Annotated in this window: 18 protein-coding genes and 1 pseudogene; 7 read left to right on the top strand and 12 right to left on the bottom strand. The window is 69.1% G+C overall.

Features of this window, described 5'->3' with window-relative positions; translation table 11 throughout:
• Positions 1-97 precede the first annotated feature (97 nt).
• Complete coding sequence (locus ACZ6YV_RS26470; RefSeq protein WP_465512173.1) at positions 98-1,567, top strand: alpha/beta hydrolase; 1,470 nt, start codon at positions 98-100, stop codon at positions 1,565-1,567.
• On the opposite strand, the gene ACZ6YV_RS26465 is transcribed toward ACZ6YV_RS26470, so the two are convergent.
• Genes ACZ6YV_RS26465 through ACZ6YV_RS26450 form a run of 4 tightly spaced genes read right to left on the bottom strand, consistent with a single transcriptional unit; the run spans position 1,543 to position 5,338 of the window.
• The gene (locus tag ACZ6YV_RS26465; RefSeq protein ID WP_465512172.1) at positions 1,543-2,772 is read right to left on the bottom strand and encodes a styrene monooxygenase/indole monooxygenase family protein; all 1,230 of its coding nucleotides are present in this window, start codon (positions 2,770-2,772) and stop codon (positions 1,543-1,545) included. The genes ACZ6YV_RS26470 and ACZ6YV_RS26465 overlap by 25 nt on opposite strands.
• Positions 2,773-2,818: 46 nt before the next feature.
• Positions 2,819-4,054 (bottom strand): serine hydrolase domain-containing protein, encoded by a 1,236-nt coding sequence (locus ACZ6YV_RS26460; protein WP_465512171.1) that lies wholly within the window; start codon positions 4,052-4,054, stop codon positions 2,819-2,821.
• Positions 4,055-4,064: 10 nt separating this feature from the next.
• Positions 4,065-4,865 (bottom strand): siderophore-interacting protein, encoded by an 801-nt coding sequence (locus ACZ6YV_RS26455; protein WP_465512170.1) that lies wholly within the window; start codon positions 4,863-4,865, stop codon positions 4,065-4,067.
• A gap of 29 nt (positions 4,866-4,894) precedes the next feature.
• Positions 4,895-5,338, bottom strand: a complete 444-nt coding sequence (locus tag ACZ6YV_RS26450) for an SgcJ/EcaC family oxidoreductase (RefSeq protein WP_465512169.1) — start codon at positions 5,336-5,338, stop codon at positions 4,895-4,897.
• Between the two features lie 113 nt (positions 5,339-5,451).
• On the opposite strand from ACZ6YV_RS26450, the gene ACZ6YV_RS26445 reads away from it, so the two are divergent.
• Positions 5,452-6,123, top strand: coding sequence for a TetR/AcrR family transcriptional regulator (locus ACZ6YV_RS26445; protein ID WP_465512168.1), 672 nt, complete (start codon positions 5,452-5,454; stop codon positions 6,121-6,123).
• A 440-nt stretch (positions 6,124-6,563) separates the two neighbouring features.
• On the opposite strand, the gene ACZ6YV_RS26440 is transcribed toward ACZ6YV_RS26445, so the two are convergent.
• The 5 genes from ACZ6YV_RS26440 to ACZ6YV_RS26420 are packed head-to-tail and all read right to left on the bottom strand — an operon-like array spanning position 6,564 to position 11,476.
• The gene (locus ACZ6YV_RS26440) at positions 6,564-7,586 is read right to left on the bottom strand and encodes a GNAT family N-acetyltransferase (RefSeq protein WP_465512167.1); all 1,023 of its coding nucleotides are present in this window, start codon (positions 7,584-7,586) and stop codon (positions 6,564-6,566) included.
• Complete coding sequence (locus ACZ6YV_RS26435) at positions 7,580-8,623, bottom strand: GNAT family N-acetyltransferase (RefSeq protein ID WP_465512166.1); 1,044 nt, start codon at positions 8,621-8,623, stop codon at positions 7,580-7,582. The genes ACZ6YV_RS26440 and ACZ6YV_RS26435 overlap by 7 nt, the downstream gene beginning before the upstream one ends.
• Entirely contained in the window at positions 8,620-9,723 is a 1,104-nt protein-coding gene (locus tag ACZ6YV_RS26430; RefSeq protein ID WP_465512165.1) for a hypothetical protein, read from the bottom strand. Before ACZ6YV_RS26430 ends, ACZ6YV_RS26435 begins: the two co-directional genes overlap by 4 nt.
• On the bottom strand, positions 9,717-10,754 hold the full coding sequence (locus ACZ6YV_RS26425; RefSeq protein ID WP_465512164.1) for a GNAT family N-acetyltransferase: 1,038 nt from the start codon (positions 10,752-10,754) through the stop codon (positions 9,717-9,719). Before ACZ6YV_RS26425 ends, ACZ6YV_RS26430 begins: the two co-directional genes overlap by 7 nt.
• A complete protein-coding gene (locus ACZ6YV_RS26420; protein WP_465512269.1) occupies positions 10,751-11,476 on the bottom strand; it encodes a hypothetical protein in 726 nt (241 codons plus the stop codon). The genes ACZ6YV_RS26425 and ACZ6YV_RS26420 overlap by 4 nt, the downstream gene beginning before the upstream one ends.
• A gap of 324 nt (positions 11,477-11,800) precedes the next feature.
• On the opposite strand from ACZ6YV_RS26420, the pseudogene ACZ6YV_RS26415 reads away from it, so the two are divergent.
• The 5 genes and pseudogenes from ACZ6YV_RS26415 to ACZ6YV_RS26395 form a co-directional block, all read left to right on the top strand.
• A pseudogene (locus ACZ6YV_RS26415) lies at positions 11,801-12,754 on the top strand (glycosyltransferase family 2 protein); the annotation flags it as partial.
• Positions 12,755-14,035, top strand: a complete 1,281-nt coding sequence (locus ACZ6YV_RS26410) for an ATP-grasp domain-containing protein (RefSeq protein WP_465512268.1) — start codon at positions 12,755-12,757, stop codon at positions 14,033-14,035.
• Entirely contained in the window at positions 14,032-15,312 is a 1,281-nt protein-coding gene (locus ACZ6YV_RS26405; protein WP_465512163.1) for a hypothetical protein, read from the top strand. Before ACZ6YV_RS26410 ends, ACZ6YV_RS26405 begins: the two co-directional genes overlap by 4 nt.
• Before the next feature lie 21 nt (positions 15,313-15,333).
• Entirely contained in the window at positions 15,334-17,136 is a 1,803-nt protein-coding gene (locus ACZ6YV_RS26400) for a carbamoyltransferase family protein (protein ID WP_465512162.1), read from the top strand.
• Positions 17,133-17,822 (top strand): hypothetical protein, encoded by a 690-nt coding sequence (locus ACZ6YV_RS26395; RefSeq protein ID WP_465512161.1) that lies wholly within the window; start codon positions 17,133-17,135, stop codon positions 17,820-17,822. Before ACZ6YV_RS26400 ends, ACZ6YV_RS26395 begins: the two co-directional genes overlap by 4 nt.
• Positions 17,823-18,019: 197 nt before the next feature.
• Here the strand turns inward: ACZ6YV_RS26395 and hemW are convergent, their stop codons facing one another.
• From hemW to ACZ6YV_RS26380, 3 genes are all read right to left on the bottom strand, one after another.
• Positions 18,020-19,234, bottom strand: a complete 1,215-nt coding sequence (gene hemW, locus ACZ6YV_RS26390) for a radical SAM family heme chaperone HemW (protein ID WP_465512160.1) — start codon at positions 19,232-19,234, stop codon at positions 18,020-18,022.
• Positions 19,235-19,298: 64 nt separating this feature from the next.
• Positions 19,299-19,655 carry a hypothetical protein gene (locus ACZ6YV_RS26385; RefSeq protein WP_465512159.1) on the bottom strand — a complete coding sequence of 119 codons (357 nt, stop codon included), beginning with the start codon at positions 19,653-19,655 and terminating at the stop codon, positions 19,299-19,301.
• Between the two features lie 85 nt (positions 19,656-19,740).
• The gene (locus tag ACZ6YV_RS26380; protein WP_465512158.1) at positions 19,741-20,154 is read right to left on the bottom strand and encodes a VOC family protein; all 414 of its coding nucleotides are present in this window, start codon (positions 20,152-20,154) and stop codon (positions 19,741-19,743) included.
• Positions 20,155-20,187 lie beyond the last annotated feature (33 nt).

Raw genomic sequence — 20,187 nt, 5'->3', positions numbered from 1 at the left:
CGGTGCGCTATATGTTGAACATGGAGGGGCGCACCCCACCATGTTTCCGGGTACACGCACCAGGGATCGCGCGCCCGCGAGGCGGGACGCTGAGCCGGTGACCATCATCGGAGTCCGCACCGCAACTTTGCTCACTCTCACCGCACTCGCCGCCGTCACGATCGCGCCCGCGGCCTCGGCCGCGCCGAAAAGCATCGACTGGGGTCCCTGTCCGGCCGGCTCGCCACCGGGTTACGACTGCGCCGAGGTCGAGGTCCCGCTGTCCTATCAGGACCCGGGCGGCCCTCGGATCACGGTCGCGCTCGGCCGTCTTCCGGCCACGGACCAGAAGCACAAACGCGGCACGCTCTTCACCAACCCCGGCGGCCCCGGGAACCCGGGCCGCTTCAGCAAGTTCAAGACCGCGTCGCTGCACCGGCAGTTCGACATCGTCGGTTTCGACCCGCGCGGCGTCGGCGCCAGCACGCCGGTGCGCTGTTTCGCGAACGACGCGGAAACCGAGCCGCTCAAACGGGTTCTGGGCACCTTCCCGATCACCGCCGAGCAGGAGACCCGGCACACCGCCGACGTCCGCGAGGTCGCCGCCTCGTGCGGGCGCAACGCCGGACCGCTGCTGGAGCATCTGTCGACCGCGAACATCGCCCGGGACCTCGACAAGCTGCGCGAAGCCGTCGGCGAGCCCCGCCTGCGGTACTACGGCCTCTCGTACGGCACGTATCTCGGCGAGGTGTACGCCAACCTGTTCCCGCACCGCGTCGGTGCCCTCGCCCTGGACGCCGTCGACGATCCGATCGCCTGGTCCACCGGGCACCGGCCGGAGGACGCGAACATCCCGTTCAGCACCAGGCTCGGCGGCTTCCGTGACGCGGACCGCGCGCTTCAGGCGTTCCTCGACACGTGCGCGGCCGACGTCCGGTGCGCGTTCCGCGAACCAGGGACGGATCTGCGGGCCAAGTACGACGGCATCCTCGACCGGCTCGAAGCCACGCCGGGCGCGATCACCTACCAGGAGGTCATCCGGCGCACCCACAACGCGCTGACCGACGAGGCCAACTCTCCCGCGCTGGCGGAATTCCTTCAGTCCGCGACGAAGTCAGTGTCGGCGAAGGCCATCGCGACGCCGTTCGACTCCGCGCTGGGTGGCGGAGGGACGATGTGCGTGGACGCCACGAATCCGCGTGACCCGGCCGCGTGGGCGAAAGCGGCCCGCGATGCAGACCGCGAGAGCCGTGGTTTCGGTTCCTACGACGCGTATCTCTCGATGCCCTGCGGCTTCTGGCCCGCCTCCGACCAGGCGCGCTACACCGGACCGTGGAACCGCCCGACCGCGCCGATCCTGTTGCTGGCCAACGGCAAGGGCGACCCGGAAACACCGTACGCCGGGGCGAAGCGGACCGAACGCATCCTCGGGAACGCCCGGCTCCTGACGCTGGACGCCTGGGGGCACGGCGCCGCGAACCGCAGCGAATGTGTCGACGCGGCCCTCGACGCCTACCTGACCTACGGGCGTCTCCCGGCTCGCGGCACCGTCTGCGCTCCGGATCACGCGCCGTTCGACGCCAGGTAAGCCCGGGCGACCCCCTCGTCGGTGAGCCAACCGGCGTAGTCGGCGGGGTCGGAGAAGATGTTCGCGAACCGGCGCGCCACCTCGGGCGCCGTCCGCGCGGCTTCCAAAGTGGCCAGCACGTGATCCGGCGGCGGAGCGAGCAGATCGTTGCTCAGCCGGGTCGCGTGCTGCGCCTTTTCCCAGTATTCGGCGAAAGTACCGCGCAGGAACGCCTCGTCGAACGGGCGGTCACCGTGCTCGAGGATGCGCCGTTCGTAGACCGCGGCCGCGTGCGCCGCCATGTTCGCGCCCTGACCGGCGATCGGGTCGTTCGTCACCGCGGTGTCGCCCATCGCGAGCACCTTCGCCCCCGACGGCAGCGTCCCGACCGCGTCGCGCACGATCGGCAGGACCCGGCCGCGCAGGGCGTCCAGCGGCCCGCTCGGGCGGGCATCGGCGAGTGACTCCTCGACCCACGGGAATCGCTTGTGCAGCAGCGTCATCGCGAGTTCGAAGTGCTCGTCGGAATCGGTGACGTCGTCCCAGACGTCCATCGGCCCTCCGGGCACCCCGAAGAACCCGAGACCGAAGACGGGCCCGCGCAGCGACTGGATCGGCAGCCCGAACAGTTCACCGGCCGGGGAGAGCCCGAAAGTCAGGCCCGGATACACCGGGAGCGGCTCGTCGCTTCCGGAGACGAGGTACAGGATCCCGATGGTCCGCTGCGGTTCGCGGTACGGGGAGCGGGCGTCGTCACGCGGGAAGAGCGCGTCGAACTGCGGCCCGCGTCCGGCCGCGACCAGGACGAGGTCGAACTCGCGGGCGTACTCGTCCAGCCCGTCCGGCGTCACCTTGCCGATCCGCACCTCGCCGCCGCGTTCGGTGAAGGCGGTCAGCCAGGCGGACACCTTGACCCGCTGGTCGACCGACTGCGCGGGCTGGTCGAACCGGGCCTGCCACGCGACGGCCGGTTCCGCGGAGTCCCCGGCGAGCCCGAACGACGCGCCGAGCATCTCCGGGGCCGTCCCGTCCCAGAAGTTGATGCCCAGCGCGCGTTCCCGGGTCAGGGCGGGGTGGAACACGCACTGGTTCGAGATGAGCCTGCCCGCGCGGATCGTTTCGGCGTCGCGGTCGGTGACCACGGTGACGGCGTATCCGTGCTTCTGCAGGCCCAAGGCCAGGACCAGCCCGGCTTGACCGGCCCCGACCACCACGATCCGGCGCATGAAGACCCCTCCCTCTCGGCTGAGTCCCAGTGTGGCCGGGTTTCCGTCAGCCGACCAGGGCCTGATACACCAGGTTGCGCAGTTCGACGCGGATCGGATGGGTCGTGGACGGCAGCAGCTGGGTGAAGAACAGCACCGTGACGTCTTCGTCCGGATCGACCCAGAACGCGGTGCTCGCCGCGCCGCCCCAGGCGAACTCCCCGGCGCTGGAGAGGGTCTTCGCCTTCACCGGGTCTTCGAGTACGGAAAAGCCCAGTCCGAAGCCGAAACCGTCGTACGGTGCCTCGGAGAACGCGCCGCGGCCGTAGGTCTCCAAATCCACGCCGCCCGGCAGGTGGTTGCTCGCCATGAGCTGCACCGTGCGCGGGCCGAGCAGCCGGACGCCGTCGAGTTCGCCGCCGCGCAGCAGCATCTGCGTGAAGCGGTGGTAGTCGCCCGCCGTCGCGACCAGGCCACCGCCGCCCGAGAGACACGAAGGCGCGACGCGGCCGACGTTGCCCATCTCGTCGTGGCGGAACGGCGCCTTCGTCGCAGGGTGGGGCACGTAGAGCGCGGCCAGCCTGTCGAGGGCGCCGGGGTCGGCCTGGAATCCCGTCTCGGTCATGCCGAGCGGCGTGAAGATCCGCTCGCTGAAGAAGGCGTCGAGGGATTGACCGGAGACGACCTCGACGAGCCTGCCGAGGATGTCCGTCGCGACCGAATAGTTCCATTCCGACCCGGGCTGGAACAGCAACGGCTGCCGCGCGATCGCCTCGGAGAAACCGGCCAGGTCGAGCCCCGGCGGGGTGCCCCAGTCGAATCCGGCGTCGCGGTAGGCCGAGTCGACCGGATGCGTGCGGTGGAACCCGTAGGTCAGTCCCGCGGTGTGGGTGAGCAGATGCCAGAGGCGGATCTGCTCCGTCGCGGGCTCCGTCACCATCTTGACCGACGAGCCCACCGTGAAGACCTTCGGTTCCGCGAACTCCGGGAGCCACCGGGAGATCGGGTCCTTGAGATCGATGAGTCCCGCTTCGACGAGCATCATCGCGGCGACCGAGGTGACCGGCTTCGTCATCGAGAAGACACGCCAGATCGTGTCGGTCTCGACCGGAAGCGCGGCCTCGATGTCGCGCATCCCGTTCGACGCGAGATGCGCGACCTTCCCGTTCCTGGTCACCACGGCCAGATACCCGGGAAGCAGATTCCGCTCCAGGTAGCCGTCGAAGTGCTTGTCGATCCGTCGCAGCCGCTCCGCGTCGAAACCTACCTCGGCCGGGTCGACGTCCACCTTCAGCTCGATCATGGGATCGAGGCTACGCGTTCCGTTCGGCCTGTTTCTCCAGTCGCCACGCCTCGTCGGTCTTCCCGACGCGCCAGTATCCGGAGATGGACAGCAGGTCACGCCGCATCCCCCGGTCGTCCAGCAGGTGACGGCGCAGATCCTTGACGAACGCGGCTTCGCCGTGGACGAAGGCCTGCACGACGCCTTCGCGCCACTCGATCGCGCGGACGGCGGCCGCGAGGTCGTCGCCCCGGCTCCGGTGCAGCCAGGTGATCTGAGCATCGCCCTTGGTGGTCAGCGACTGCTCCTCGGCCGCGTCCTCCACGAGGATGACGGCGTGCACGGGAACGCCCGCCGACATCGCCTCGAGGGACGCGGCGATCGCCGGCAGGGCGCTCTCGTCCCCGGCGAGCAGATGCCAGTCGGCCTCCTCGCCCGGCGCGTACGCCCCGCCGGGCCCGGAGATCAGCAGCTCGTCGCCGGGTTTCGCGGCGGCGGCCCACGGCCCGGCGACACCCTCGTCACCGTGGTGGACGAAGTCGAGCACCAGTTCGCCGAGATCCCGGTCGAAGGCCCGGACGGTGTAGGAGCGCATCCGCGGCCACTGCTCACGCGGCAGTTCTTCGCGGACACGCGCCAGGTCGAACGGTTCGGGATAGTCGACGCCGGGCACCCGGAAGTGCACCTTGACGTAGGCGTCGGTGAATTCGTTGGGCTGGAACGAGGCGAGCCCTTCGCCCCCGGCGACGATCCGGACCATGTGCGGGGTGATCCGCTCGGTGCGCAGCACTCGCAACCGGGTCGACGACACCCCTCTCCGCGCCTCGGCCATCCACGATTCCTTTCCTGGGTTAGGTGAACCTAACCGAGCGTACGCCTCTCCCCGCCTGACGGGGCGCCCGCGGCCGGATCACTCACCCGGGTGTTCTGGAAGGACGCGACGCGCCAGCCGTCGGACTCCTCCACGAGCACGTACGTCAGCGTCGATTCCCGGCCCGGCTCGGGTTTGCCTCCGCCCGACAGCGACGACCCGCCGCCGGACACGACGATCGCGACGTCCGGCCGGATGAACCGGACCTTGGACTCACCACTCATGGACACCAGCTTCGACCCCTTCAGCGGCCCTTCGAACAGGGACCTGTGCGCGCTTTCGATGATCGCGCGGCCCGGCATGTTCATCCCGAAGAAGGTCACGTAGTCGGCGTCTTCGGTGAAGTGCGATGCATAAGCGGCCGCGTCGCCGTCGTTCCAGGCGTCAACGATCCGGTCCAGCACGGCCAGGACTTCGGTCTGTCGTTCGGTCATGATGTCCTCCAGTGAGACGAACAGCGTTCGTGTTACGAACACTGTTCTACAGACGAACGGCGTTCGCGTCAAGTAGAGTTCCCGGCGGAACCCCGGATCAGGAGGCGAACGAAGTGAGCAGGCCCCGGCGTCGCGCCGAGAAACCCGTGCTGTCCCAGGAGCTCGTGGTGAAGACGGCACTGGACCTCCTCGCCGCGGAGGGGCTGGAGGCGGTGAGCATGCGGCGCGTGGCCCAGGCGCTGGAGACCGGTCCCGCGTCGCTCTACGCGCATGTCGCGAACAAGGAAGAGCTCCACGAGCTGATGGTCGACCACGTCCTCGCCTTCGGCCCGTTCCCCGAGCCCGACCCGGAGCGGTGGGTGGAGCAGGCGAAAGAGCTGCTGCGGGGGAACGTGCGCGCGCTGACGTCGGTCCCGGGGATCGCCAAGATCGCGTGGGCCATCCCCGTCCCGGTCGGCGCGAACGCCCTCCAGCAGGCCGAAGTCATGCTCGCGGTACTGCGCGCGGGCGGCCTCGACCTCAAGCGGGCGTTGTACGCGGCCGACGCGTTATGGCTCTACGCCAAGGCTTTCGCCTACGAAGGCGCCGGCTGGCAGCACGGCGACATCGACCTGGCCGAGCAGGAGGAACGCGGCAGGCGGATGGTCGAGTACATGACGTCGTTCCCGCCCGGCGCGTTCCCGAACCTGCTGGGCGCGGGCGAGCACTTCACCGCGGAGACCGCGCGGGAGCGGTTCGAGTTCGCCATCGACCTTTTCCTCGCCGGTCTGGCTTCCCGCGTCTGAGGTCCGGGAGCAGCGCGACGGCGGCCGCGTACTGCAGTGCCAGATGCGGTCGCAGCAACGCTTCGGCCGGGGTGGTCGTGAGTGGCAGGTCGTGTTCTAACCCCATCGTGTTCTAACCCCACTTGCCACTCACGACCACCTGGCCCCAGTGCGGCCTGGCGGAAGCGCACGGTGCGAAAGTGGCTTTCGCGACACCACCCGCGGCTTCACGCGGCGGTGAGGGGTCGGTCCAGCGGGTCGTGAGTGGTAAGTCGCGTTAGAACGACACTTGCCACTCACGACCACCCCGACCGACGCCTCACCGCCACGCCCGACGCCTCACCGCCACGTCCGATGTCGCGAAAGCCACTTTCGCGACACCAGACGTCCCGAAAGTGGCTTTCGCGACACCCGACCCGGCACCTCCGCCCCCGACAGAACCGCCCTCACCACTCACGAGGTCAGAGCAGCGCGACAGCGGCCGCATACTGCGGCACCAGATCCGCCCCCAGGGAAGCCTTCGTCTCGGACATCTTCTTCCCGAACATCACCTGAGGCCGCCCGGTCTCCAACGCCCAGCGCACCACTTCACCGTAAAAGTGGAAATACAGGTTGCTCCGTCCACCCAGCTCCGGCGGAAGCGCCGCGAAGTTGCGGACGATCGGCAGGGCCGGGTGATCGAAAAGGGTCGCGATGGCGACCACCCTGCCGGTGGCGGTCTCGCGGTAGGTGAGGACGTGCACGTCGGGTTGCCGCAGAAGCGCGCTCCAGTAGCCCACGAACGCCGGGAGCGGCACGATCGGCACGTCGTGGTGTTTGGATTCGTTGTGCCGCAACAGCTCTGCGATCTCGACCGGATCGGCGTCGATGCCGGGCACGACCCGCGCCTCGATCGAAGGATCGGCCTCGAAGGTGCGGAAGATCTTGCGCAGGTTGTATTTGCGTTTCTTGGCCAGCGAGTTCACCCAGCCGTCCCGGTTCGAGAACGGCGTGACGTCGAGGACAGCGACGTCCTCGGTCCGGCGCACCATCTTCAACCGGCCCCGCACACTGTCCACTCCGGACTCGCCGACTTGGCGCACCAGAAGTCCGCGCAGGCCGAAGCCGAGTTCCGCGCGCATGGCGGGGACGAAGGTGTCCAGCAGTCGGCCGACGCCGCCGTCACCGTCCTCGTCGTCGAACCACCAGCCCGGCATCGCGGCCGAGCCGGGTGAACGGACGTCGAGCCCGCCGAACCGGCCACGCCCCGCCGGGCGGGCGAACCGGTGCCGCCGCGTGAGTCCGGTGACCCACGCGGAACTGACCACGCCACGCGGTTCCCCGTCTTCGAGCAGCACGGTGACCGGCTGCTCGGTGCGCGCCGCCCACGCCTGCGCGGTGAGCACCTCCCAGCTCCAGTCCGCGCGCAGACCAGCCTTGGCCCGCAACGGGTTCCAGTAGGCGGGCTCCGGATCGCGCCGGGGGTCCAGCACCTCGATCACCATCGGGTCACCGGCTTCGGCACGATGACCCCGAGCAGCGGGACAGGCTGGAACCCGAGCGTCGCCTTCAGTTCGGTCATCCCCCGCCCCATCGACAGGGACTTCCGGTTGCCCTCGATCATGTACCGCACATTCCGGACGACAGCCTCGAAGTAAAGGTGCTTCGGCCGTCCCTCCTCCGGCCCCACCGCGGCCCAATGCTGGTGCATCGGCGCCACCGGGTGATCGAGCACGCCGGCGAACGCGAGCAGTCTGCCGTCGGCGTCGTGGTAGGTCGAGGTGATCACGTCCGGCCTGCGCACGAGTTCGGCGAGGTATTCGGCGGTGACCGGGCCACGCCGGTCGAACTTCACCGGCCCCATCCGTTCGCGGTGCTGCCGCAGCAGCGTGGCCAGTTCCAGCGCGTCGAGGTCGGTGCGGGCGGCTTCGGTGCGAACGATCAGGCCCGGGTCCGCGGCGACCTTCTTCACCTGTCCGCGCAGGCTCAGCCGCCTGCTGCGGCGCAGGGACGCCAGCCATCCTTCGACGTCGACGAAACTGTTCTGCAGCACCGATGTCGGCTTCGTGTCACGAACGGGCCTGCCCCGTCCGGACAGCATGTCGAGCATTTCCGGCTCAACGGTGCGGTAGACGACGCCGAGACAACCGGGCCCGGTGAAGCGGCAGACGGCCCGCTCGAACCGGCGCATGATCTCCCGCCTGTCGCCGGCGTCGACGCCGTCCGCGAACAACCACGGCGGATATCCGGAAAGCCACGCGTGCTGCACTTCGACCCAGCGCGGTCCCAGTCGCGCCACGCCGCGCACCGCGCCAGGCCCTTCCGGGGAGATCGGGGCGCACAGCATCGCCAGCACCGCGGCGACGATCTCGCCGCCGTCGCTGATCACGGTAAGGGCGTTGGGGCTGCGCGAAAAGCGTGACTCCACGCGGAGCAGGTGGTAGCCCCAGGGAACCGGCGCCTGCTGGGCGGCGAGGAACGCGGCCCAGCCCTCGGGTTCGGCATCGGTTCGCGGGTCGAGCACCCGCACTTCCCAGGTCATCTGCCCAGCACCGGTCTCGGCACGGCGACCGAGACCAGGGACCTGGTGCCGAAGCCGAGCGCGGTCTTGTTCTCCAGCATCGCCCGGCCGGCGGTCAGTTCGCGGCGCCCGTGCGTGATCATGTGCTCCACGCCCCTGGCGTAGAAGTCGACATAGAGTCCCTTCCGTCCACCGCCCGCACTCGGCAGCGCGGCCCACTGGTGCAGCACGCATGCGCCGAAAGTGTCGAACAGCGTGCCGAAGCCCAGCAGCCGTCCGGATCCGTCACGGTAGGTGCGGGTGATGACGTCCGGGCGCCGCACGAGCGCGTCCAGATAGGACGGTGCGATCGGGCTCCGGGTGTCCATGTGCAGCCCGCCGAACCGCGACCGCTGTCCCCCGGCCCAGGCCCGTTCGTCCTGCCTGGCGCGATGGGCGTTGAGCAGGACGGCGAGTTCGTGGCAGTCCAGGTCCTGGCGGGCGGGGGCCGCCTCGGTGCGCAGATCCCCATCCTCGCGCAGGTCGCGCAGCGTCTTCCGGGTCTCGTCGCCGAGTTCCCGTTCCCATTCGTCCATAGTGGAATAGCCGTTGGCCAGCACGGCGGCCGGGTCGATCTCGCGGGAGATCCGGCCCCGGCCGTCCAGCGCCGGGAGGAGTTCCGGGTTCATCGCACGGTAGATCACTCCGAGCAGTCCGGGGCCGAGGTGAGCGCACAGTGCCCGCTCGAACCGGCGGACCACTTCCCGCCGCTCGGCCTCGTCCAGCCGCTCGTCGAGCACCACAGCGGGATAGCCGCTGAGCTGCCAGAGATAGGCCTCGGCCCAGCGAGGACGGAACCGTCCACCAGGGACAGACAGCGACGCGAAGTCGCCGGCCTTCCAGCTCCGGCACACCATCACGGTGAACGCGCCGACGACCTGGCCGCCTCTGCGGAGCACAGCGAGGACCGCCGGATTCTTCGCCAGCCAGGCTTCCCGCCGCAGGACCTCGTACTCCCAGACCGGCGACAACCTCGCCCGGTGCAGGAATTCCCGCCATCCCTCGGGTTCAGGCGCCGTCCTCGGATCGACCACCTCGACCTCGAACGCGGTGCTCCGCGCCGCCACCTTCATCGTCACCATCCCAGTACCGGTCTCGGCACGGCGGCGGAATACACGGGACGCGCCCGGAATCCCAGCGTGGCCTTGAGTTCGGGCAGTCCGCGCCCGGCGGTGAGTTCCTTGACCCCGCGCCGCGTGGCGTAGCGCATGGCGTGGATGTAGGAGTCGAACAGCAGTCCCTGCCGCCCGCCCTCGTCCACCGGCAGGGTGCCCCAATGCTGTTTCGCCGGACTGTCCGGATGGTCGAGCAGGGTGTTCACCGCGAGCAGCCTGCCGTCGGCGCCGGTGTAGGTCAGCGTGTGCACGTCCGGCCGCCGGAGGAACCGGTGCAGGAACGCGGCGGACGGCATGGTCCTGGCGTCGAGCGCGAACTTGCCGTGCCGTTCGCGATGCGCCTGGATGAGCGCGGCGACCTCGGCGCTGTCCAGGTCGTCGCGGCCGGGGCCGCCCTTGACCACCAGACCGGGGTCGTCCGCGAACCGGCGCCGCTGCCGCCTGAGCCCGCCGCGGCGTGACTTCGCCAGCGACCCGATCCACTCGTCTTCCGAGTCGAAGCGATTGTCCAGCACCGCGACCGAATCCACGTGTTTCACCAGCCTGCCCCGCCCTTGGACATCCTTCGCGAAGTCCTCCCCGAGCGCCCGGTACAGCACGCCGAGCAACCCCGGTCCGAGCCGCGTGCGCAGGGCCCGTTCGAATACCCGGATCAGCGGACGGCGTTCGGCGGCCGGGACCCGTGGCGCGAACGCCAATCCGGGGTAGCCGCTCAGCCAGGGTTGGCACACCTCGGCCCAGAACGGGCGCAGCAACCGGTGTCCCGGCGTCGGCGCGAAGCGATACCGCAGCCGGGGACGGCAGACCAGCACGGAAAACGCCGCGACGATCCCGGCGCCGTCGGTGACAGCGGCCAGCACCGGCGGGTTCCGCGCGGTCCAGGCGTCGAGCCCCATCACCTCGTAGTCCCACACCGGATGCAGGCGCGCCGCGTCGAAGAACTCCGGCCAGCCCACGGGAATGGGGTCGGTGCGGGGATCGTGGAAACCGATCTTCACGTGAGCACGACCGGTGTGCCGTGTCGCGGGCACGACGCGATCTCACCGCGGACCCCGCCCGCCGGGAGCACGTCCACGAAACGCGGGGAATCCTGCCGCAGCAGGGTGAACGCGAGCCCGCCGGAAGTGGGGCGCGCGTAGACGCGGGGCCAATCGAGATGCCAGCGGCCGCACGCTTCGATCGCGCCCAGGTACCCCAGTGCCGGATCGTGGAGCACGCCGTACGGCCCAGTGTCCATTGTGTCCAGTTCGCGTCGTGGTACGGATTCGACCCGATATGCCCGGTTCTCGGGCAGTGCCGCGGCGAAGACGGCCAGTTGCTTGTCGTCACCGATCGCGACCACCCGACGGCCGCCGCGGAGCGCGGAGGACAGTTCCGCGAGCACACCCGGCGCCGGGACGTCGGGATCCACCACGCAGCACCGGACTCCGCGCGGCAGGTCCACCGGTGGTCGCGTCCCGTCGTCGCCGAGCACGACGACCAGCGCGTCGCCGGCCACCGAACGTGCCTTGCGCAGCACGGGACCCAGCCCGCGGTTCGGCTCGATCCGTTGCGTGCCACCGGCCAGCGGCACGAGATCGACGATCTTGTGCACCGCCTCGGCCAGCGGCGCCGCGCCGGAGTCCGTCCCGGTGCGACCCGGCACCAGCACGGGATCCGTTCTGCCGTCGAGTGCCCAGCGCTCGCGATAGAACGGCACCGTCGCGAAGGCCGACCGCACGGATCGCCGATAGGCGGCCCGCCAGGCAGCACTCACCCCCACTTTCCACATGGCGCGCAAGCTTGCGTCATCGACGTCGGTTTGAAAACACCCCATGTCTGGTTCATCCGGTTTATTGCGAACTTCCCACCTTTTCGACTGAGCTGAAAGGACCAACTTTCGGTATCCGCTGGCGGGAGCAAAGCGAACCTGCCTATAACACCGGAACCTTTCGAGCCGACACGATCTGCCGGCCGATCCCACGACGAGGGGACCTATGAGATATGAAATCAGCACAGGTCACGCTGCGAACACAGTAGCGTACTCACCGCAGGGATCCGGCAGATGAACTTTCCGATCCTCGGTCCTGTGCAAAGTGGACTCACCGTCGTCGTCCCGTGCTTCGACGAAGTCGACAACGTGGAACCCTCCTACCAGGAGATCATCTCCGAGCTGGGGAATCTCCCGCTCGAACTGCTCTATGTGGACGATGGGAGCACGGACGGGACGCTGGACGTCATCCGCGCGCTCGCGCGCGCCGACCCCCGGGTGCGCTACCTGTCCTTCACCCGGAACTTCGGTTTCGAAGCCGCTTTTTCCGCGGGCTACCGGTACGCGGGAAAACCGTGGATCTTGCATCTGGACGCCGACCAGCAGTTCCCCGCTTCCGAAGCGGGGAAATTGATCATCGCGGCCGAGGAAGGCAACGACGCCGTTTTCGGCGTCCGGGCCAATAGGCAAGATCCTTTACTGCGGCGCTGGGGTACCGCGACCTTTCACTTCCTCAGCCGCCGGGTGCTGCGCATCGAGATCCCGCCCGGCGCGACGGCCTTCCGGCTGGTGCGCGCCGAACTCGCACGCGAGATCGTCGACCTCCGGCTGGGCACCCCGTACTTCCTCGCCACCGTGCCGAGGCTGACCAGCCGCTACACCACGGTCCCGGTGGCGCATCGGGCCAGGGAACGCGGTGAGTCCAAAGTGGGCTTCGGTTTCCTGTCCTCGCACGCCATCGAACTGTTCGTCGGCTTCACCCGGCGGCTGACGACGGTGGCTTCGGCCACCGCGATGCTGACCGCCGGGATCTCGGTACTCGCCGGGATCGCGGCCGCCTCCGGGCTTCTGGGCCTGAACGCCGTGTCGGCGCTGGAATTCGTCATGTTCGCCGTGCTGCTGACCGTGCTCGCACTGACCGTCCGTTACCTGGTCGTGGTCGGCGCGGGACAGGCGCGTCCGCGGCAGTTCTACATCAGGGAAGCCAACTTCGCGGTCGACGAGGACGACCGGCTCTACGCCTCGGCCATGGCCGAGGTCCATCCTGGGGAAAGGCAAGCGGGAGTGAAGAACACCGAAGACACGGCGGCACCTCGAAGCCTGGTGATCCTGGGCGGGGCCGACGGTTCGGTCAGCACGTATCACCGGGCGCGGGAGCTCGGTTTCCGCACCGTCTGCGTGGACGTCCGCGCCGGCGCGCCGGCGGTGCCGCTGGCCGACGAGTTCGTACAGGTCAGTGTCCGCGCACCGGAACAGATCGCGGCCGCGCTGGACGGTCGGGACGACATCGCCGGGGTGCTCTGCCCGGCCAGCGACGTCGGGCTGCCCGCGCTCGCCTGGCTCACCCGGCACTGGAACCTGCCGGACCCGCTGCCCGAAGCCGCCGTCGCCGCTTCCGTCGACAAGTCCGTCTTCCGCGAACTCTGCGATCGGCTGCGCCTGCCGACCTATCGCAGTGTCGGCGGGAAACCCGGGCCGGACCTCGCCCTCGCCGCGCAGCAGCTGCGATTCCCCGCACTGGTGAAACCTGTCGACTCCTCCGGGAGCCGCGGCGTCGTCTCGTGCGCGAGCCCCGGCGGCCTGGACACCGCGTTCAGCGAGTCGCTCGCGTTCTCGCCGTCCGGACGGCTCGTCGTCGAAGAACACCTCGACGGCTCGCATTACACGATCGAAGCGCTCGTGCTCGACGGGCGGATCGTGTTCCACGCTGTCACCCGGCGCACGCTCACCCCGCCGCCGTTCTTCGTGACGTCGTCCCATCTCCTGCCCGCCGGGTTGCCGCCGGTGGTCGATCGCGCGTTACCGCTGATGCTGACCGCGTTGTGCGCCGAACTCGGCTACCGCACCGGTCCGCTCACGCTCGACGCCGTCCTCGGCCGCGACGGCAAGTTCTACCTGATCGAAATGGGCGCCCGGATGGGCGGGAACGGCCTGGCCGAGGCGATCGCGCTCAGCACCGGCGTCGACCTGATCGCCGCGGGGATCGCCGCCGCGACCGGCGGCGAGGTCGTGCTCTCGCCGCGCGACCCGCGACCGACGCTGGTGCACATCCTCGCCTCCGACCGCGGTGGCCGGATCGTCCGGATCGAAGGGGTCGACGAGGTCCGCGCGATGCCCGCGGTGAGCAGCCTGGAACTGTTCGCGGAACAGGATTCCTTCGTCAAGCCGTATGAGCAGGCCGGTTACAAGATGGGCTACGCCGTGCTTTCGGCGCCGACCGTCCCCGACGTGCTGGCGGTGGAGGACGAACTGCGCGGCACCCTGAAGTTCCTGCTCGACGAGCAGGGTCTGGCGGTACCGCTCCCTTGACCGGAACCTCGCTCGCCGACGGCACCGGCGCCGCGTCGATCGAAGCGCCGAAGACCTCGACGGTGCTCCGGCTGCTCGCGGGCCGGGGCGTCTTCCGGCTGGCGATCCAGGCCATGGGGCTGGTCCTGGTCACGGCCTGGGGAGCGCCCGACTACGGCCGATTCGCCACCGCGCTCGGGCTGATGACGTGGCTGAACTTCGTCCCGTCCGCGGCCGAGAAGTCGGCGCTGAAATGCCTGCCCCGGCTGAACCTGACCCGGAACGCCGTGGCGGCACTGGCGGTCCGGATGGCCGTGGCGCCGGTACTGGTGGTCCTGACGGCGATGGCCGTCACGCTCGTGCTCGCGCCGCATTCGGACGCGGCGTTGTACCTGACGGCCGCGGGGTGGTCGATCTCCGGCGGGCTGCTGATGACCGTCTCCGGGCTGCACCGCCTGCGCGGCAAGTCCACTTTGGACGCGCTGGCCTTCACCGCCGGGGCACTGGTGGTCGGCGCGGTGACCACGGGAACCTGGTTCGCGCACTGGTCTCCGTTGACCCACCTCGTGTCGCTGCTCGGCGGCATCCTGCTCATCCTGGCCTGCTCCGCGGCGTTGCTGCCGAAGGAGTGGCTGCGCGCGGAAAGGATCGACGGCCACCGGCTCTGGCCCGCGTTCGGCCGCAGCACCGTGTTGCTCGGGCTGACAGAAGTGCTGGACGTCCTGGCGACGTCGACGGTGTTCGGGATCCTCGCACTGGCGGGGCGGACCGTCGACAGTGGACCGTTCTACGTCGCTTTGCTGGCCAGCAGCGCGTTCTGTTCGCTGTTGTTCTATCAGCTGCGGGTGCACCAGCCCGCGATCTCGGCGCGGATGCGCGGCAGCGGGGCGGCAGCGGGCCGGGCCCGCGCGGCGGATCTGCTCAAGCTGGTCGAACGGGGCTCGCTGATCTTCCTGGCCCTGGCGGGTATCGCGCTCGCGATCCCGGCGACCCGCGCGGTGCTGACCGCCGAGGGCACCGTCGGCGCGTACGTGGTGCTCGGTGTCTTCGTCCTGGCCGAAACGGTGCTGTTCGCCGTCCGGCTCTACGCGGGCTTCCTGATCGAGAACACCAACAGCAAGGTCTTGACTTTGACCGCGTCGGCCTCGATCGCCGGGCTGGTCGCCACTCCGCTGGCCGCCGCCGCGCTCGTCCCGGCGATGGGGCCGGTCGGCGGGTTCGCCGCCCTCGTCTTCGCCATCGGCACCCGGGCGGCCGTGCTCCGGCGGCTGCTGCGCCGCCACCATCCCGAACTCTGAACGTCGCACTGGAGAAGGAACATGTACGTACTGGGTATCAGCAGGGTCCACGATTCGGCGGCGGCGCTCGTGCGCGACGGTGAGATCATCGCGTTCGCCGAAGAAGAACGCTTCACCCGCGTGAAGCACGACGGGGGCTTCCCCGCGGAGGCGATCAAGTTCTGCCTGGAGCGCGGCGGGATCACGCTCGCCGACGTCGACCACGTCGCCTACTACTGGCAGCGCTGGCGCGAGGGCATCCACGCGGCGAAGGTGTTCGCGAAGTACTTCCCGGCGACGCTGGAGGTGTTCCGCAACCAGAACGGCGACGAAGACGGCTCCTCGGCCGGCCTGGTGGAAACGCTCAAAACCGGTGGCGGCAAAGGGGTCGACGACTACCACGTCGGCGGCGCGGTGCTCGCGCACATCAAGCGGTCCTTCACCCTCGAACGCGACGTGAAGGAAGCCGTGGGCTGGACCGGGCCGACGAAGTTCAAGACGCATCTGGTCGACCACCACAAGGCGCACGCCGCCAGCGGGTACTTCATCTCGCCGTGGGAAGAGTCGGCGGTGCTCACCTTCGACGGCATCGGCAGCGACGGGACCGCGACCTATCTGGGGCACGGCAAGGGAAACCGGATCATCGACCTCCGGCGGATCAAGTTCCCGCACTCGCTCGGCGCGATGTACGCCGGCGTCACCGGCTACCTCGGCTTCTACCCGACCCGTGACGAAGGCAAGATCATGGGGCTGGCACCGCTGGGCAACGACACCTACGTCGACGCGTTCAAACAGTTGATCCATCTCGACGACGACGGCGGATACGAGCTCGACCTGGGGTTCTTCGGCCATCACCGCACCGGCAAGCACGTGATGTCGAAGAAGTTCACCGACCTGTTCGGCGCGGCGCGGCCCAAGACCCGGGTCACCGCGGAGAACCCGGTGCCGCAGCACTACTGCGACATCGCGTACGCCTTGCAGGTCACTCTGGAGGAAGCCGGGTTGCATCTGGCGCGATGGCTGCAGCGGGAGACCGGGTCGCGGCGGCTGTGCGTCGCGGGCGGTGTCGCGCTGAACAGCGTGATGAACGGACGGATCCTGCTGGAAACCCCGTTCGAGGACTTCTTCGCCCAGCCCGCCGCCGCCGACGACGGCTGCGCGGTCGGTGCGGCGCTGGAGGTGTCGGTCGGCAAGTACGGCAAGCCGCGGCCCCGCGACGGCTACACCTACACCGGCCCGGACTACACCGAGGCCGAGATGGAACTGGCCCTGCAGGACGCCGGGGTCAACTACACGAAGGTCGACGACATCGCCGCGCACACGGCGAAGAAGATCGCCGAAGGCAAGATCATCGGCTGGGTGCAGGGCCGGATGGAATGCGGGCCGCGCGCGCTCGGCAACCGCTCGCTCGTGGCCGACCCGCGCGACCCGGACTCGAAGACGCGGATGAACGAGAAGGTCAAGCACCGCGAGGCGTTCCGGCCGTTCGCGCCGTCGTGCCTGGCGGAACGCGCGGGCGACTGGTTCGTGAGCGACTACCCGTCGCCCGTCATGCTGCTGGTGTTCGACGTCCTGCCGGACAAACGCGACGAGGTCCCGGCCATCACCCACGTCGACGGGACGGCCCGCGTGCAGACGGTGAGCGAGCCGGACAATCCGCTGTACTACCGGATGATCAACGAGTTCGAGAAGCTGACCGGGGTGCCGATGGTGGTCAACACCTCGTTCAACGACAACAACGAACCGATCGTCGCGAGTCCGGCCGACGCCGTGGCCTGCTACCTGAAGACCGATGTCGACGCGCTCGCCCTCGGGCCGTTCTGGGCCGAGAAGGACACCCTGTGACGGCCACCTTGCCGGAGACCGGGTGGGTGCCCGCGCTCTACCGGCGGCGCAAATGGCTGTGGCTGGTGGCCGCCGTCCCGGCGGTGGTGACCGCGCTGCTGATCATGGTGATCCTGCCGCCGGACCAGAAGCTGGACAGCGTCATGGACTGGGCGTTCAAGCTGTGCCCGTTCGTGTTCGCTGTCGCGACCGTGGCACTCTTTCCGCGTACCAAGTGGGGTCCCGCGCTGATCGTGCTCGCGGTGTTCGTCTACATGTCCTATTTGGACACCGAACTGGTCATGCGCATCCAGGCGTTCGCGCGGAACGCCGCCACCGACGAGGACGCGTTCCAGCCGGTGTACCAGTTCGAACTGTTCGTCGTGACGTTCATCGTCCTGTTCGGGCTGATGGCGTACCGGCTGGGCGGCGGCCGGACTGCGAACGTGCTCAAGGCCGGGATCGCGTCGATCCTGGTGGTGATCTCGGGCGCGAACGACTTGACGTTCTGGGCACTCAACGACGTCTGGTCGGCCGGGACGAAACCGACTGAGCTGAAGTGGGCTTCGCACATGATCGTGTTCCTCGGCGGGCCGCCGAGTGTCCCGGTCGCGGTGGTGTTCATGCTGGCGCACCTGGTTCTGGCCGCGATCGTGGTGGCGCTGCCGGTGGGGCGCTGGGTCGATCGAGCGTTGGGGCTCAGGTGAGCTGACGCTGTCGTGAGTGACGATTCGTGTGCTAACCCGAATCGCCACTCACGACCACCCAGACCCACCGCTGACCGCCTCGGTTCCGGGTCCCTTATACCCCGCTTGCAGTACGTGAAGGCCTCCTTGAGGGACCCAGAGTCTCTGAAGGAGGCCTTCATGGACACCCGGCAGCACTCAGTCGCGAGTCCCACCGCTCAGGTAAGCCGCCGCACCAGACCGTCCGCCAGCAACCGCCCGCGATCGGTCAGCACCGCCCGCCCCTGACCGTCCAAAGCGGACTGATCGAGCAACCCCTCCACCGCGGCGACACGAGCCTCGGCACGACCGTCGTCGTCAAGCGCGTCGAGCGGAAGTCCTTCGGACAGCCGGAGTTCCAGCATCACGCGTTCCAGATGCCGGTCTTCCTCGGTCAGCAGTTCGCGGCCCGCGGCCGGTGACTCACCGGCGGCGAGCGAAGCCGCGTACCGGGCCGGATGCTTGACGTTCCACCAGCGGACGCCGCCGACGTGGCTGTGCGCGCCGGGTCCGGCGCCCCACCAGTCGCCACCGCGCCAGTAACCGACGTTGTGCCGGCAGCGGGCTTCCTCCGAGGTCGCCCAGTTGGACACCTCGTACCAGCGCAGGCCCGCCGACGCGAGGACGCGGTCGATCATCTCGTAGTCGGCGGCCAGCACGTCGTCGTCCGGCGCGGGCAGTTCGCCGCGGCGGATGCGGCGGGCGAGCGCGGTGCCCTCTTCGACGATCAGCGCGTACGCCGAGACGTGGTCGACGCCGGCGGCGAGCACCGCGTCCAGCGAAGCCTGGAGGTCTTCGATCCGCTCCCCCGGCGTGCCGTAAATGACGTCGAGGTTGACGTGCTCGAACCCGGCGGCTCGCGCTTCCTCGGCGGCCGCGACCGGACGGCCGACCGTGTGCACGCGGTCGAGGATCCGCAGGACGTGCTGCGCGGCCGACTGCATCCCGAGCGAGATCCGGTTGTACCCGGCGTCGCGGATACCCGCGAAGAACTCGGGCGAGGTGGACTCCGGATTGGACTCCGTGGTCACTTCCGCGGCCGGCGCGAGGCCGAAGGTGTCACGAACGGCGTCGAGGACGCTTCGGAGCCCTTCGGCGCCGAGCAACGACGGCGTACCTCCGCCGACGAAGACGGTGTCGACCGCGGGCGGCTTTCCCAGCACACGCGCGGCGAGGTCGAACTCGCGCTTGAGTCCTTCGAGCCAGGACTGCGGCGACGAAGCGCTGTCGAGCTCTCCGGCGGTGTAGGTGTTGAAGTCGCAGTAGCCGCAGCGAGTCGCGCAGAAGGGGACGTGCACGTAGACGCCGAACGGCCGGGTGCCGAGCCCTTCCAGCGCGCTCTCGGGGAGCGCCGACTCGACGGGCGTGGTGGTTTCGGGCAGCAGAGCGGGCACACCCCAGTGTCCCTCACGCCGTGAAGGCCTCCTTCCCCGGGGAAAGAGGCCTTCACGGATCACGCTATCTGTCGGCGATGCGCACCTTGACCGAGGTGGAGCGGGTGCCGTCCTCGAACCGCACCCAGACGAGGGTCTCCATGTTCAGCGAGTAGTCGTTGACCACGTAGTCGATCGACCAGTCCCCGTAGTCGTCTGTGGCGGCGTCGCGGCTCATGGCCACTTCGACCAGCACCGTCTGGGACAGATGCCCTCGGACGTTCGGCGAGCAGCCGACCGCCTCGAACCGGTACGAGCTGCCCTTGTGCAGCACCGCCCCCTCGTCGGGCGAAACCAGCCTGCAGCCCTGCTGAGCCCCGGATGCCGTACCCGGGATCAGCAGGGACGCCAGCACCATCGCGGCGACCACCCATCGGCGCATGCGCAACTCCTCCGTCCTCTGTGGATCGGAGACCGAAGCTAGCGGCGACGGCGGCCCCGCGCGGCCTCACTCACCCGAAGCGGTACTAGGCCAACCCGTTAGCGGCCAGCCACTCCGGGGTCGGCGGGATGATCTCGATGATGTCGACGAGGAAGCCGTTGAGGTCCTCGATGTAGAAGTGCCGCTGGCCGAATTCCTCGTCCACGAGTTCCGTGACGATCTTGACCCCCTCTTCGCGCAGCCGCGCGTACTCGGCCGCCGCGTCGGCGACCATGAACCCGACCATCGATCCGGCCGCCTCCTGCGCGCGCCATGGCTCCGGCGTGGCCTTGTGGCCGCGCTTCGCGAAGCTCATCTCGTAGCCCGGCACACCGGCGTTGAGGCTGGAGAACCAGTCGAGCTCGATCGTCACCGTCAACTGCAGGTGCCGCTTCCACCAGGCGGTGGTCTCGGCGATGTCGTCGACGAGCACACAGGCACCGAAACCGCTGAGTTGCATCTGGTGTTTCCTCCCAGTTCGAATCACTTGATG

The organism is Amycolatopsis sp. NPDC102522, assembly GCF_055584485.1.
This window is presented reverse-complemented; position numbering and strand designations above follow the sequence as displayed.